General features: G+C 27.8%; 11 protein-coding genes. All 11 read right to left on the bottom strand.

Annotated elements, in window-relative coordinates; all coding sequences use genetic code 11:
- Nucleotides 1–7 precede the first annotated feature (7 nt).
- Nucleotides 8–1,312, bottom strand: coding sequence for an MATE family efflux transporter (locus tag ACTG46_RS04855; RefSeq protein WP_054276136.1), 1,305 nt, complete (start codon nucleotides 1,310–1,312; stop codon nucleotides 8–10).
- 97 nt (nucleotides 1,313–1,409) lie between these two features.
- Nucleotides 1,410–2,204 carry a MerR family transcriptional regulator gene (locus tag ACTG46_RS04850; protein WP_479924058.1) on the bottom strand — a complete coding sequence of 265 codons (795 nt, stop codon included), beginning with the start codon at nucleotides 2,202–2,204 and terminating at the stop codon, nucleotides 1,410–1,412.
- A 206-nt stretch (nucleotides 2,205–2,410) separates the two neighbouring features.
- Complete coding sequence (locus tag ACTG46_RS04845; RefSeq protein WP_054276184.1) at nucleotides 2,411–3,049, bottom strand: GntR family transcriptional regulator; 639 nt, start codon at nucleotides 3,047–3,049, stop codon at nucleotides 2,411–2,413.
- Nucleotides 3,050–3,289: 240 nt separating this feature from the next.
- Nucleotides 3,290–5,155, bottom strand: coding sequence for a glycoside hydrolase family 13 protein (locus tag ACTG46_RS04840; protein ID WP_479923698.1), 1,866 nt, complete (start codon nucleotides 5,153–5,155; stop codon nucleotides 3,290–3,292).
- A gap of 4 nt (nucleotides 5,156–5,159) precedes the next feature.
- Complete coding sequence (locus tag ACTG46_RS04835) at nucleotides 5,160–7,580, bottom strand: glycogen/starch/alpha-glucan phosphorylase (protein ID WP_167640072.1); 2,421 nt, start codon at nucleotides 7,578–7,580, stop codon at nucleotides 5,160–5,162.
- Nucleotides 7,581–7,593: 13 nt separating this feature from the next.
- The gene (glgA, locus tag ACTG46_RS04830; protein ID WP_074178286.1) at nucleotides 7,594–9,036 is read right to left on the bottom strand and encodes a glycogen synthase GlgA; all 1,443 of its coding nucleotides are present in this window, start codon (nucleotides 9,034–9,036) and stop codon (nucleotides 7,594–7,596) included.
- 28 nt (nucleotides 9,037–9,064) lie between these two features.
- A complete protein-coding gene (gene glgD / locus ACTG46_RS04825; protein ID WP_054269503.1) occupies nucleotides 9,065–10,195 on the bottom strand; it encodes a glucose-1-phosphate adenylyltransferase subunit GlgD in 1,131 nt (376 codons plus the stop codon).
- Between the two features lies 1 nt (nucleotide 10,196).
- Nucleotides 10,197–11,357 (bottom strand): glucose-1-phosphate adenylyltransferase, encoded by a 1,161-nt coding sequence (locus ACTG46_RS04820; RefSeq protein ID WP_054269502.1) that lies wholly within the window; start codon nucleotides 11,355–11,357, stop codon nucleotides 10,197–10,199.
- Nucleotides 11,358–12,128: 771 nt separating this feature from the next.
- Nucleotides 12,129–13,172, bottom strand: coding sequence for an SPFH domain-containing protein (locus tag ACTG46_RS04815; protein ID WP_054269501.1), 1,044 nt, complete (start codon nucleotides 13,170–13,172; stop codon nucleotides 12,129–12,131).
- 20 nt (nucleotides 13,173–13,192) lie between these two features.
- Entirely contained in the window at nucleotides 13,193–13,639 is a 447-nt protein-coding gene (locus ACTG46_RS04810; RefSeq protein WP_054269500.1) for an NfeD family protein, read from the bottom strand.
- A gap of 181 nt (nucleotides 13,640–13,820) precedes the next feature.
- The gene (locus tag ACTG46_RS04805) at nucleotides 13,821–15,407 is read right to left on the bottom strand and encodes an NAD(P)H-hydrate dehydratase (RefSeq protein ID WP_479923697.1); all 1,587 of its coding nucleotides are present in this window, start codon (nucleotides 15,405–15,407) and stop codon (nucleotides 13,821–13,823) included.
- Between the last annotated feature and the right edge of the window lie 742 nt (nucleotides 15,408–16,149).

Genomic DNA, 16,149 nt, shown 5'->3' with positions numbered 1-16,149 from the left:
TTAAAAGCTATAAACTTATAGCATTTTTTGTGCATTCCTTTATATTCACTGCTTTACTCATAATCAAAACTGTTAAAAGCTCTGAAATAGCCATACTTACCCATATTCCATTTGCTCCAAATAACTTAGAAAAAATAATCAATATAATAGGTAAAAGTAAAATTGAACGCAAAGCCCCTATAACATTAGAATGTATTGGCATTTCTATTGCTTGATAATACATAGTTGTTGTTAAATTTTTTCCAATCATAAGGTAAGCTATATTAGCCATATTAAGTGCAACGTATGCCATTAAAATAATCTCTTCATCACTTGTAAATATTTTTATAATCTCTCTTCCAAACAAGAAGCACACTATTGTAAATATTACAGACACAAAAATACTCATCTTCGTTGCCATACTATAATAACTTAACATTTTATTAGTCTCTTTAGAACCAAAATTATAGCTTATAAGTGGCTGAACACCCAAAGTTATTCCCATTAGAAGATTATAAATATTTGTAGTTATATAGTTCACTACAGCATAAGCTGAAAGACCTACATCTCCAACCACTCTTGTTAAAACTATATTATGTGCAAGTATTATTATTGAAAAAGCGCACTCTGCAAAAAATGAAGGGAATCCTATTGCAAACAATTCTTTCAAAACATCTTTTTCTATTTTAGCTGTTCCAAAGGACAATTTACCTTTCTTAAATACAAAATGAGGTAGCATTATCATTAGTGTTGATAACTGACCTAATCCACTTGCAATTGCTGCACTCTTTATACCAAATCCAAGTTTAAATATAAATATATAATTCAAAGCTATATGAAAAATTGTCCCTGACAAAGTTGCTATCATTGCAAGTTTTGGTCTTCCATCATTTCTTAAAAAGCTACAGAAAACAAGTCCTAGTAAATTTGGAAGACAAAAAACAGCATAAAAGGTTAAGTACTCCGCAGATAATCCAACCAAGCTTTCAGTTGCTCCCATAAATCTAACAATATGATTTGAAAAAAGTATACAAAATATTGTAAGAGATACACTACCCAATATTAACACTTTTATAACTTGCCTAAATATATTTATAGCCCTTTCATCATCTCCAGAACCAAAGTTTTTTGATACTAATGCTCCTCCTCCAACTGCCATTAAACTAGATAACCCTAAAAACACCATAACAAGAGGCACCACTATACTAACAGCTGTAAGTGCTGCATCACCTAGTCCTTTCCCCAAAAATATTCCATCTAATATAGTATTAAATGATGATACAAACATGGCAAGAGCTGATGGTATGGCATATTCTAAAAATTTTTTTATCATTATAAATCACCCCTCTATATATTATTATGATAATTATTATTCCACTATATAAAATATTAATATATCCTCTGAGGGGAGAGTCAAGTTTTTTTGTATACTATTTTTTTCTTATTTCTAACTGAACTAATGTCTTTTCTTTTGAATCTGAGTCTACTCTAGAGAGTATCCATATTTCATTAAAATCACCAGCAATTTCTATATTGTTATCCTTAGCATAATCTATTATTTTTTGATAATAATCATAAGCATTATTCCAATTATCATCATATAGTATAGTTAGATATTCTCCTTCTGGCAAAATATATTCATTTTCATAATTGTCTCTCCTTGTAAAATCAACTATGTTATCATATAATAATGTATCTCCTTCTTTAATTACTTTTTCATAAGAAATACTACCTGAGATTATAGGATAGACATCGTTGTATTTTTCCTGAACATGTAAGATAACACGTCTAAGATACATCTCAAACTCAACTTCATCTTTTGAATCACATTTATAAACACTTACTTTTCTTTCTTTATTGTATTTTACAAATACCTGATTTAAACCATATTCCAATAATTCATTTACATTAGATTCTATATCATTTAAACATTTTTTTACATCTGACAATTCTTTTATTTTATTTTCTATCATTTTTTTCTGCTCATTAATTGTATTCAACATAGATTTTATTGAACCATCTGAATCAATCAATTTTTTTATGTCTTCAAGAGTCATTCCCATAATCTTGCAGTACTTAATTACATCTATACTCATAAACTGCTCTCTTGAATAATATCTATATTTATTTTCTTGATTTACATATGCTGGTTTTAGTATACCTATTTTATCATAGTATCTCAGAGTTTTTATTGATAATCCAAAAAGCTTAGATACTTCACCTATTGAAAAATATGTTTTTATATAATCTCCCCCTTTATATTTTGCATTAAAATAATACTATATTCTTATGCAAACAGCAACATAAAATTAATTTTATTTTTAATTAATTTTATTCATATTTTTTTTATTAATAATTAACAAAAAAATAAATATATATAAAAAAATAAATATATATAAAAAATAAAGAGAAGCTTTATAAAAGCTCCTCTTTATTCCATCTCCGATACAGGTATCGTTTTCCAATGTTCCCTCAGAATTCTTTCAACATTTTCTAAATCATTCTCTTTCATAAATTTTACTACTTCAATATGTTGATTATTACTGTATGTCAACATTTTATATAACTCATCTTCATTATTACTAGTATATGACTTTGACATAAAGTTATATCTTAAAGAATTCAATAGATTTATTAACACTTGATTTTCTGATTTAGCTATGTATATATCGTGAAATTCATTACTTAATTTTAAATAGTTACTGTAATTTTTATACTTTATAGATATAGTCATCATTTCTGTTAATTCTTCCATTTTTATTAAGTCTGATTCAGTTAAATTTTGTACTGCTGAAGAACCTGCTAAAGCATCCAATACTCCAATTACAGAATAGGTGTCTAGTTTTTCCTTTTCTTGAAATTCTTTTACAACAAATCCTTTATTAGGTATCTTTTCTAGTAAATTTTCACCCGCCAACCTAGTTAGTGCTTCCCTTGCTGGTGTTCTACTAACTCCTATAGAGTTACAAATCTCAGATTCAGTAATTCTCTGATTAGCTTCATACTCTCCATTTTGGATTTTTTTTGATATATAGTCATATACTTGAGTTGTAAGTGGATCTACCTTCATAAGACGTTCCTCCATATTAAGATTATAAAAGTTAAATCTCCCGCCAACTTTGGTAGAGAGGTTCAGTTTTACCTTACTCATTTATATAATATCACAATTATCATATTTTTTATACTTGTTTGTAATATTTTGAAATACTAAAATTCTTATAGTAATTTAAACAAAAAATGTAGAAAAAGTTTTGATTTATCAAAATTTTTTCTACATTTTTACTTTCTCTTTATTTTTTAAATCAAGTATTTAATTTATTCTAAAAATGCCAAATGATTTTGCTTCTAAATCAATTCTCAATTCATTATTTTCAATTTGTGTAGTATTATTTACATTTTTAGGGCTATACTTTATTGGTATTTCTTCAATAAAACTGCCATCTATATTTAATGATATTCTTTCAGTACTCTCACTTCTATTTACCAAAATTAATACTCTATCATTATTTTCATTAAACCTAATAAAAGCAAACACAGAATTATTTTCTGTATATATAAAGTCTGTATCTCCTGAGCTTAAAAGTGTATTTTTATTTCTAATTTTTATAATATCCTTATAGAAACTAAGCATATCTTCATCTTCATTTTTCCATGGATATGTTCTTCTATTATCTGGGTCAACACCTCCACAAAGACCTGCTTCATCTCCATAGTATATATATGGTACACCTTCAAAGGTCATCTGTACAGCTACTGCAAGCTTCACTAAATCCACATCATAATTTAATTCAGTTTTAGCTCTTGTAACATCATGTGTGCCAATTAAATTTAAATTAGACTTAAATGATTCTTTTGGATAATTTTCCTTAATCTGCATATATCTATTGCAAAGTTCATATGATTTAATTTCTCCTTTTAAAAAAGAAAACATATTGTTTCTAAAAGGATACCCCATAACAGAATCCAATTCTTCACCCAATAGATAACTTCTTCTTTGACCATAACTAATCTTATTTGACGCATCTTCCCAGACTTCTCCTATAAGAATTGAATCATCGTCAGCTTTTTTTAGTTCCTTTTTTAACTCTCTTATAAACTTAGTTGGTAGTTCATCTGCAACATCTAACCTCCAACCTTTAACACCCATATCTATCCACTTATTTATAACACTATCTTTGTCATATATTATATAGTCCATATAGCTATCTTCTAGTTCATTTATATTTGGTAATGTCTTAACATCCCACCAACTTTTGTACTTTTGAGGAAAGTCTTCAAACATGTACCATGGATAATATGGAGACTCTTTCGATTGATATGCTCCTAGGCTATTATAGTTTCCATACATATTAAAATATTTACTATCTGCTCCAGTATGGCTAAAAACACCATCTAATACTATTGACATATCTTTTTCTTTTGCTTTATTAATAAGCTCTTTAAATGTCTCTTCATCTCCAAACATTGGGTCAATCTTTTTATAGTCACCTGTATCATACTTATGATTACTAGATGCTTCAAATATAGGGCTTAAATATAGTATACTTACTCCTAGTTTTTTTAGATATCCAAGTTTGTTGATTATCCCTCTCAAATTACCACCATGGAAGTCCCACCTTATAATATCACCTTTGCTGTCTTTTATGTACATAGGTATATCTTCCCAATTCCCATATATAAAGCTATTCTTTTTAGGATTATCAATTTTACCATTTCGATTGCCATTATTAAATCGGTCTACAAATATATGATAAAGTATTCCTTCTTTATACCATGTTGGTACTTTAAAATCTTTATAAACAGTGATTTGATATTTATTTATATCATTGTAGTCATACTCACAAGAATATCCATTTTCTCTATTCTTTCCATAAAATACAGTTTTTTTATTGCCATCCACTTCAACATCAACTTTAAAATAATAAAAATAAACACCTGTCTCTTCAAAGTTTTCCATCTTGCAACAGAAACACTTTCCAAGTTTATCATTACTTAATTCTTCATTTAAAGTTATTGTTCTCATTTCTTCTTCTTTATTTATTTCTAGGGAAATAGAATCGACATTATATCCTTCATTTACTTTAACATAAATAGTCAATCCCTCATCAAATTTTAAAGCTCCAAATGGAGCCTTAAAATTTTTATCCCAAGAGTTATATTCTATTATATCTTGCATCTAATCACACCCTTTTAAACCAAATGTCTTTTGCATATTCAGAAATTGTTCTATCTGAGGAGAAAAATCCTGAGTTAGCTATATTAACTAAAGACATTGTATTCCATTTTTCTTTATCTCTATATAACCTGTTTATATCAGCTTGAGCTTCACCATAATTCTCAAAATCTCTCAATACAAAATATTCATCATTGTAAGTGGTAAGTGAATTATAGATACTTCTTCCTTCTTCACCTAGATTAGGAATAAATCCATTTATTAAATCATCTACTACCCTTTTTATATTCATATTAGAATGGTATAAGTCAAGTGAAGAATATCCACCATACTTATTATAATTCAACACTTGCTCTGCACTAAGTCCAAATAAAAACATGTTTTCTTTTCCTACTTGTTCACATATCTCTACATTTGCGCCATCTAGTGTAGCCAAAGTTATAGCACCATTCATCATAAACTTCATATTACTTGTTCCTGATGCTTCCTTTGTTGTAGTTGATATTTGTTCACTAACATTTGCTGCTGGTATTATTATCTCTGCTAATGATACTCCATAATTCTCTAAAAACACTACTTTTAACTTGTCCCTTACTCTGACATCATTGTTTATAGTACTTGCAACAGAATTTATAAATTTGATTATACATTTAGCTAAATAATATCCTGGTGCAGCTTTTGCACCAAATATAAAAGTTCTCGGGTCAATATTTAAATTAGGATTATCAAGTAACTCATGATACATATGAAGTACATTAAATATATTCAACAACTGTCTCTTATAAGCATGTAATCTCTTAACTTGAACATCAAATATTGAATTTGGGTCGATATTTAAATCGTATTTATCTTTTATAAGTTTTGCTAAATTTGCTTTATTATTGTATTTTATATCATCAAGTCTCTGTAAAACAGAAGAATCATTTTTAAATTTTTCAATATTCTTTAACTGTAAAGTATCTTTCTTCCATGAATCACCAATTAAATCTGTAATTAAATTGCTAAGTTCAGGATTTGAACTTATAAGCCATCGCCTATGTGCAATTCCATTAGTCTTATTATTAAATTTATTTGGCTCATCTTGGTAGAAATCTTTCAATACCTCTGTTTTAAGAATTTGAGTATGAAGCTTAGCAACTCCATTTACACTGTGACTTGTAACAATACATAAATTTGCCATGTTGATGTTATCCCAGCTTATTATACTCATTCTATTTATTCTATCTTGGTCATATCCTTTATTATTTAATTCCTCTACATATCTTCTATTTATTTCTTCTATTATCATATAAATTCTTGGTAATAGCTCTTTCATCATACCTACAGGCCATTTTTCCATTGCTTCTGACATTATAGTATGATTAGTATAAGATACTGTTTTTTTAGTTATTTCCCATGCCTCATCCCAAGATAAGTTTTCTTCATCAAGCAGAATTCTCATAAGTTCTGGTATACATAAGGTAGGGTGTGTATCATTTATATGAATTGCTACCTTATCACATAAATTGCTAATATCCAGTTTGTTCTTTTTATATTTTCTTATTATATCTTGTATCCCTGCACTTACAAAAAAGTATTCTTGTTTTAATCTCAATAACTTTCCTGCATAATTTGAATCATCTGGATATAGTACCTGTGATATTTCCTCAGTATAATACTTATGTTTTAAAGCCTCTTCATAGCTACCAGAATAATTTAGAGCGTTTGAAGTAAGTTCACCAAAATCTCTCTTTGGTATCTCACTTTTAAACAATCTTAAAGTATTTATACATTGATTTTGATACCCAATTATTGGGATATCATAAGGCATTGCCATTACAGGAAGGTAGTTCTTATGCATTACTTTTAAATGACTACCTTCCTTAACTAATTCTACCTCTCCACCAAACTTCACCATTGCTGCTTCATTTGGCCTTACAGTTTCCCAAGCATATCGTCCTTCTGTAAGCCAGTTATCAGGTACTTCTACCTGATAACCATTCACAAATTTTTGTTCAAACAAACCGTATTTATATCTTATTCCATACCCTTGACCACTTATATTCAAGGATGCCATAGAATCTAAAAAGCAAGCAGCTAATCTACCAAGACCTCCATTTCCTAAGGCTGGGTCTACTTCAGCTTCAACTAAATCATCCAAGTTAATTCCTAATTCAGATAAGCCTTCTCTAACTTCTTCTTCAATATTCAAATTTAGTAAGTTTGATTTTAATTGTCTTCCTATTAAAAATTCAAGACTAAAATAATAAACTTCCTTTTTCTTGTCTAACTTTGTTGCAACCCACTTTTTTGCTATTTCATCTTTCAATAAACTACATAATACGTTCAACAATTGTTCATTAGTAGCTTCCTTGATAGACTGTGCATATAAGCTATACATTTTCACTTCAAATTTTTGCTTGAATTTTTTTTTGCTTATTGTTACCAAAAAAACCACTCCTTTAATCACATATGTCTCTATATGTTTCTATATACTCCTTAGCTGATTTTTTCCAACTATTATCTGTTTTCATTGCATTTTCAACTAATTTAGTCCATTCTTCTTTATCTTTAAATACTTTGATTGCATTTTTCAAACAGAAAAACATCTCATGAGCATTGTAATTTTTAAAACTAAATCCATTGCCTTCACCAGTAAATTTATTGTAAGGCATTACAGTATCCTTAAGCCCTCCAGTCTCTCTAACTATTGGCAAAGAACCATATCTCATAGCTAACATTTGTCCTATACCACAAGGCTCAAATAATGATGGCATTAAGAATATATCACTTGCAGCATATATCTGTTGAGCCAACGATGTATTAAAAGTAATTCTAGCTGATACTTTATCAGAAAAATTAGAATCATAATAATTGAACATTGATTGATATTGATGTTCTCCTGTTCCTAAAACAACAATTTGTAAATCTTCTCTCATAAGTTCAGGCATCATATACGCTATTAAATCAAATCCTTTTTGAGAAACTAATCTTGAAACTATCCCTATTAATGGAATAGATGAATCTTTTTTCAACCCTAAAAGGTCTTGTAGTCTCAATTTATTTTCTATCTTCTTATCAATAGACTCTACATCATAATGAACAAATATATCTTCATCTTTTGCAGGGTCATTTAAGTCATAGTCTATACCATTTAATATTCCTTTTAATTTTCCTGATTCTTTTCTAAGCAAACCATCCAATTGTTCACCATAAAATGATGTTTGTATTTCATTTGCATAAGTAGGACTAACAGTTATAATTTTATCTGCAAAATTTATTCCAGCTTTCATAAAATTTATTGAGCCATAATATTCTATATCCCCATTATCAAAGTATTTTTGAGGTAAGTCCAATATATCATCTAAAACAAATTTATCAAACACACCTTGATATTGCAGATTATGTATAGTATACATAGTTTTTATATTTTTATACCCCTCAAGGGTTGCATATCTCTCTTTTAAAATCAATGGTAACATTCCTGTATGCCAATCATTTATATGTATTACATCTGGATAAAAATCAATTCTACTTATAGCTTCTAAAACAGCATCTGTAAAGAAAGTATACCTTTCTGCATCATCTCCATATCCATATATACTCTTTCTTTCGTCTTCTCTTCTAAAATAAAATTCATTATCTATAAAGTAAAATTTGACTCCATCCAATTCCATTTCTAAAAGTCCACAATATTGATTTCTCCATCCAACACGTACACTAAACACAGCTATCTCTTTTAGTTGATCTTTTAAATAACTTGGTATAGTTGAATATTTAGGCATTATAACCCTTACATCTACGCCTTCTTTTTTTAATTCTTTAGGTAATGCATAAGATACATCCCCTAATCCTCCAGTTTTTGCAAAGGGCCAACACTCTGCTGTTACATAAAAAACCTTCACTAGTCATTCCCCCTTCTAAAAAATATATTTATATGTTTGTATTCTTTTCTACTACAAGAGGATATTTTTCATCTCCTCTTAATTCTTTTCCATTTGATATATTTGTATTTTTATCTAATATTGCATTATATAATTTTGCATTTGATTTTATTACACAATTTTGCATTACTATTGAGTTCTCTATAACTGTTCCTTTTTCAACATTGACCTTTCTAAATATGATACTATCTTTTACAGTACCTTCAATTAGACAACCTGATGCTATAAAGCTATTTTCTACCTTGGCACTATCTGTATAAATTGTAGGCGATTCATTCTTTTCTTTTGTAAATATCTTTCTTTCAGAATATAATAATTCATCAGCAATTTCTAAATTTAATAAATCTTTACTCATTTCAAAATAAGATTCGACAGAATTTACACATTTCAGATATCCTGTATACTCATAAGCTCCTACTTTCATATTTTCTGCTTCTTCAATAATGAATTCTTCTAGATAACAATAATTGCCTTTATTTACAATATTATATATACACTCTACAAAATCTTCACGTTTCATAATATAAGTTTCCATACATATATTAGCTCTAGGGAATTTACCTAAATTATTTCCAACATTTATTACTCTATTGTTACTATCCAAATTCAAAGTTAAATTACCAGCAAAATCTTTATTTGCATTATTTACATTTTTATATATTATAGTTATATCATTATGAGATTTTTTATGATACTCCAATGCTTTAGAATAATCCAAGTTGCATAGCATATAACTAGGTGCTATTAAAATATATTCTTCTTCACTCTTTTCTATATAATCTAGATTAGCTAAGATAGTGTATATATCACCTTCTCTATGTGAATAAGTATTTCTATACTTAGTATTTTCTGGACTAAAAATTGATAAGCCACCTTTTTTTCTACTTAAATCCCAATCTTTTCCACTGCCTATATGGTCTGTCAATGATCTGTATTTTTCCTTTGCGAATATTCCAACTTTAGTGATTCCTGAATTTATCATATTAGATAAAGCAAAATCTATTATTCTATATCTTCCAGCTACTGGCGTAGATGCTATTGGCCTTCCATAGTTAAGCTTGTTTATTGCTGGGTCTCCTTTTTTGTTTAAATTTATTATGCCTAAACATTCATTTCTCATCTTAAAGACCTCCTTCTATTAATACGCATCTAGGTTCAATATTTTCGTATTCAGAAACTACATTTATTTCATTATTTACATTTTTTATCTGGACATTATCATTTATTGTTGCACACTCACCTATCATAGCTTTTTCTATAGTTACATTTTCACCTATTACAACATTTGGCATTATTACTGAATCAATTACCTTACTTCCTTTACCAACAACAACTCCATGTGATAATACAGAATTACCAACTTCACCTAAAATCCTACAACCATCTGCTATCATTGATCTATGAACATTTGCATTTTTACCTATATATTGTGGAGGCATTGCCATAGTATTTGTATATATTTTCCATTTAGGGTCTGCTAAATCAAGAGTTTCTGGAGATTTTATTATATCCATATTAGCATCCCATAAACTTTGTATAGTTCCTACATCTCTCCAATAACCTTTAAATGGATAAGCATACATTCCAACATTATCTTCTAACATTTTAGGTATTAAATTCTTTCCAAAATCATCATAATTTACTTCTGAATTTTTTTCTGCTTCTTTAAAATAACTTCTCAACATCTTCCAATCAAATATGTATACTCCCATAGATGCTAAATTACTCTTTGGTTCACTTGGTTTTTCTTCAAATTCATAGATACTTGAATCTTCATTTGTATTCATTATTCCAAATCTAGAAGCCTCATCCCAAGGGACTTCAATTACTGCTATTGTGGCTTTAGAGCCTTTTTCTTTATGAAATTTTAACATCTTACTATAATCCATTTTATATATATGGTCACCTGATAGTATTAATACATATTCTGGATTATAAGTATCTACAAAATCCATATTTTGATATATTGCATGTGCTGTACCATTATACCAATTACCTTCTTTTTCATTCATAAATGGTTGCAAAACATATACACCACCATTTATTCTGTCCAAATCCCAATGACTTCCCATACCTATATGTGAATTTAATATCAACGGTCTATATTGAGTTAAAACACCGACTGTATCGATACCAGAGTTTGAACAATTACTTAACACAAAATCGATAATTCTATACTTGCCTCCAAATGACACTGCTGGTTTGGCAATTCTTTTTGTAAAAACGCCTAGCCTTGAACCTTGCCCTCCTGCCAAAATCATAGCTAACATCTCTTTTTTCATTTAATGACACTCCCCTCATCTAGTAATTAATATTTATAATTGCATTTTTACTTTTATAAACTCTATCAGTCAATAAATGTTGTGTATAAATTTTGCTCAAATGATACTTTAATAAAAATAAAATAATATCAACTATACAATTGATATAATGTATACCCCATAATATACTTGTTGACGTATACATTATTTTCCATAAACACCATAGTATTTATTAATATTCAATTCTCAGTTAAAAAATAATACAAATTTTATTTAACAAATATAAGAAACATTTTTTATGAATATTTTATACCATAATAGATATACTTATTTTTTTATTTATTAAATGCATGATAATAAAATATAATTATAAATTTGTTAAATAATTATCTAAAAAATTTTAAATAATCAATAGTTAACCTTTTTTTCATTAACACTTTTTTGACATCATCTAAACAGTAAATTATAAAGTTACAATTAGGTTATTAGTTTTATTAATAGTAATGTTGCTATTTTTATAATTATGTGTGCTAATGATATAAATAGATTAATTAAAATCATTCTCATTACCTACATGTTTTATATATTATTATATAACACTTTTTATATTAGTAAAGAATAAATTGTATAAAAATTCTGTTAATTTATTTTTATAATATTATTTTTTAAATAAAAACAAAGAAGAAGACTTAAAAAGCTATAAGTCTTCTTCTTTTCAACGTGCATTTTTATACTATATTTAATTAATTCGACCTTTAATTTCCATTTCCTTCCTGTGATAACAAAACTCTTTTATTTTTTTAATGAATCATTATTATCTAAAACTTCTTTTACATCTAACATATCTTTGTTATCATCACTCATAACTTCTTTTATTCCTTTAAATGTTCCTAAGAAGTTAACTGCTTCTGAAGGTAAAACTAGTTTTGTTGACTTACCTTCAGCCATTTTTTCAAGTGCTTCCATAGATTTTAATGCTAAAATATTATTGTCAATATCAGACTCTTTCATTGCTGAAAATACTAATTTTAAACCTTCTGCTGTTGCAACTTGAGTTCTTTTTATCATTTCAGCTTCACCTTGTGCTTTAGCAATAGCTGTTTGTCTTATAGCTTCAGCTTCACCTTCTGCAACCAAGATAGCAGATTCTTTTTCTCCTTCTGCTACACGTACCATAGCTTCTTTTCTAGCTTCTGCTGTTAGTATAGCAGATTGTTTTTCTCCTTCTGCTTGTAATATCGCAGCTGATTTGTTACCTTCTGCTTGAAGTATCGCTTCTCTTCTTTCTCTTTCTGCTCTCATTTGTTTTTCCATCGCAACTTGAATATCATGAGGAGGCATTATATTCTTTAACTCTACTCTATTTACTTTTATTCCCCATTTATCTGTTGCTTCATCTAGGATAGTTCTCATTTTTACATTTATTATATCTCTTGATGTTAATGTTTCATCTAAATCAAGTTCACCAATTATATTTCTTAATGTTGTAGCTGTTAAGTTTTCAATAGCAGCTATTGGATTTGCTATTTCAAACACATATCTAACTGGGTCTGTAACTTTATAATATACAACTGTATCAATCTGCATAGTTACATTATCCTTAGTTATAACTGGTTGAGGTGGGAAATCTATTACAATTTCTCTCAAATCAATTACATATGCCATCTGATCTAAAAATGGTATTAAGAAATGTACACCTGTATCAGCTACTTTCTGAAACTTTCCAAGTCTCATTATTATACCTACTTTAGATTGTTTTATAACTCTTATACAAGTTAAACTTATTGCTACAACTACTACTATTAATACAATACTTAAAACAATTTTAATACCCATACTATAAATCCTCCTTTATTCTATTGATTTGTCACACTAGTTGTAGAGTTTACTTTTTTAACAACTAGTTTTACCCCTTCTATTTTCAATACTTCTACTGTAGAATCTTTTTCTATCTTTTCACCATCTATAGAAATAGCAGTCCATGTTTCATGTTCAACTACAACTAAACCTGTGCTATTTGGAGAAATCTCTTCTGTAACAACACCTTTTTTAGACATCATCGCTTGTAAATTAGTGTTAGACTTATAACCTTTATCTTTCTTTACTATTTTTTTAGTAGCTACAACCAACATAGTTATAGAGATTACTGCAAAAATTAGAATTTGTAAGAATATACTCTCTACAAAGCTACTTAAAAATATAAGTACTACAGCTCCTACACTAAACCATATCAGAGTTAAACTTGGTGTCAACATTTCTGCTATTCCAAATAAGATTGCTACTATCAACCATATTAATTTCATACTATCTTCCCTCTTTTCATATGAATTATAGAACCCTATATAAATATTATGTTTATACAATGCTTTTAAATGTAAATTTAAACCATAAACGAATAAAATAAATTAATTTTAAATTAATTTAATAGTATTATATCAACATACTTTGTTAAAGTTGTTACAAAGTAGTATCAAATATCATTCACTAGATAAGCAAAAACTCCTTCATTGTTAACGAAATGTTACTTATTAAATCCGTTGCAGTTACTGTATACATTTTCTTGCTTAATTTATCTCCTATATAACCATGTATATACGCTCCCATGACTGTAGCTTCAAATACATCCACACCTTGACCTATAAATGAAGTAATCATGCCAAGAAGACAGTCTCCCATTCCTCCAGTTGCCATACAACTGTTTCCTGTAGGATTTATATATGTTTTTTTGCCATCTGTTATGACAGTTTGATAACCTTTTAAAAGTACAACTACATTATATTTTTGAGCAAATTCTTTTGCTACATCTACCCTATGTTCTCTTATATACCCAATTGAGTCTCCTGTCAACCTGGCCATTTCTCCCAGATGAGGTGTAATCACGAATTTATTTTCCCACTCTAAAAATCTATAACATCTATCTTTCATAACATTTAATCCGTCAGCATCTAATACAATTGGACAATTAGAACCTTCCACTGTTTTGAGCAATTTATCAAATGTCTGATGATTATCTCCCATTCCTGGACCAAAACCAATTGCATTACTAGAACTTAATATTTTATTCAATCTTTCTTCTTCAAAATTTACAGTCATTGCTTCTGTAAGCCTAATAGATGCCTTGTTTTGTACATCTTCTTCACTAATCAATGTTACAAGTCCACTTCCACTCTTAACAGCAGATTCAGTTGCTATAAAACTTGCACCATAAAATCCTTTTGAACCTGCAACTATAGATACTTTTCCAAAATCACTTTTAAAACCATGTACATCTCTTATTCTAATATTATTTTTCACAAAATTCTCATCAGTTATGAACTCGTCTTCATGGTATTTTTTTGTAATAAAATCTGGAACACCTATTTTTTCTACAATTACATTACCTATAAGTGAACTAGTGTCATAGTTTAAAAAACCTCTTTTATAAAACTCAAAACTAATTGTCTTATTTGCTTTAATACAAGTTCCTAACACATTTCCTTTATCACTATTTATACCAGATGGAACATCTATAGAATATGTCTTTTTACTATTATCATTTACCATGTCGATTACTTCTTTAAAAATACCAGTTATATCTCTTTTTAATCCAGTCCCAAATATAGCATCTACTACAACATCACTTTTAGATATTGCTTCTTTAAGCATTGTTAAATTTTTATTTTTTATAATATTTTCCTTTTCATTCTTAATAATTTTATCAACTTTATTTTTATTTATATTTTCATCATCTTTTTCAATTAAATCACTTTTATTAATATTTATAATATTAATACCCATATTTAAAAGTATATTGTAGTTTATTTTAGAGCATTCACTTAACTTTTCAAGATTTCCTATTAAAAATACTTCTACATCTTTTCCTTTTGTATTTAAATGTCTTGCTATCCCAAGACCATCTCCACCATTATTACCAACACCACATACAACCACATAGCTATTATATATATCTATATCCATATTTTTCATTGCAGATATCACGGCATTTTCCATTAATACAATCATTGGGATTCCCAACTCTGTCACACATGCAGCATCAACATTTTTACTTAAATCAGATGTACCTATCAGCATAAATCATCACTCCTATAAAGTTAAAGACTTCCTAAATATTCACAGATAAATATCTATTGAAGTCTTTTTAATATCATAATAAAATTACTAAAACTAAAATTTTAAAGTAATCTAAAATAACAAAAAATTTTGAATTAAAATAATTATTTAATTTTATTATATCACATAATTTGAGTTATTATGTTGGTTTAAAGCCTATTTGAACTAATCATCCAAATATTTTTTATTTTTATTTAGAAAATAATAATTAAGAATATTGCTATATTCCACACATAAAATTTTTTTTATTTAAATCAAATTTTCTGATAATTTAATGATTTTCTTAAATTTATAGTTGACTTTTATTTTTTACTGTATTAAACTAATTACTATACAAAATAGAAAACAAAATTTTCAAAATTATTAAATTAAAAGGAGAGATAAACATGAAGACTTTATTAAACAAACAAGTACGATTTTTTAATAGCCAATTTAGTTAGGGTTTGTAGCTAAGTTAAGACAAATTGTCATGACATAGATACAAACCCCTTAGGATTATGATTTTTAAGGATTGTATCTGTGTTGGCTATAGTAATTGTTGTTAAAGTTTTTATTTTATCATCATAATATAGAGCCACATGGATTATACTGTGTGGCTCATTCGTGTTTTTGCCATACAGTTATATATACTGTGTGGTTTTTTTATATTAAAATTCAATTTTAAAATTAAATTTAAAAAATTATTTAAAAAATATTTTCAAAG

It is taken from the genome of Clostridioides sp. LIBA-7678 (assembly GCF_056716065.1).
This window is presented reverse-complemented; position numbering and strand designations above follow the sequence as displayed.

Excerpts from the sequence above, each read along its gene's own strand:
- ACTG46_RS04805 (WP_479923697.1), bottom strand. The coding sequence starts at position 15,407 with ATGCTGATAGGTACATCTGATTTAAGTAAAAATGTTGATGCTGCATGT.
- ACTG46_RS04855 (WP_054276136.1), bottom strand. The coding sequence starts at position 1,312 with ATGATAAAAAAATTTTTAGAATATGCCATACCATCAGCTCTTGCCATG.
- ACTG46_RS04810 (WP_054269500.1), bottom strand. The coding sequence starts at position 13,639 with ATGAAATTAATATGGTTGATAGTAGCAATCTTATTTGGAATAGCAGAA.
- ACTG46_RS04840 (WP_479923698.1), bottom strand. The coding sequence starts at position 5,155 with ATGCAAGATATAATAGAATATAACTCTTGGGATAAAAATTTTAAGGCT.
- ACTG46_RS04845 (WP_054276184.1), bottom strand. The coding sequence starts at position 3,049 with ATGAAGGTAGATCCACTTACAACTCAAGTATATGACTATATATCAAAA.
- ACTG46_RS04820 (WP_054269502.1), bottom strand. The coding sequence starts at position 11,357 with ATGAAAAAAGAGATGTTAGCTATGATTTTGGCAGGAGGGCAAGGTTCA.
- ACTG46_RS04815 (WP_054269501.1), bottom strand. The coding sequence starts at position 13,172 with ATGGGTATTAAAATTGTTTTAAGTATTGTATTAATAGTAGTAGTTGTA.
- glgD (WP_054269503.1), bottom strand. The coding sequence starts at position 10,195 with ATGAGAAATGAATGTTTAGGCATAATAAATTTAAACAAAAAAGGAGAC.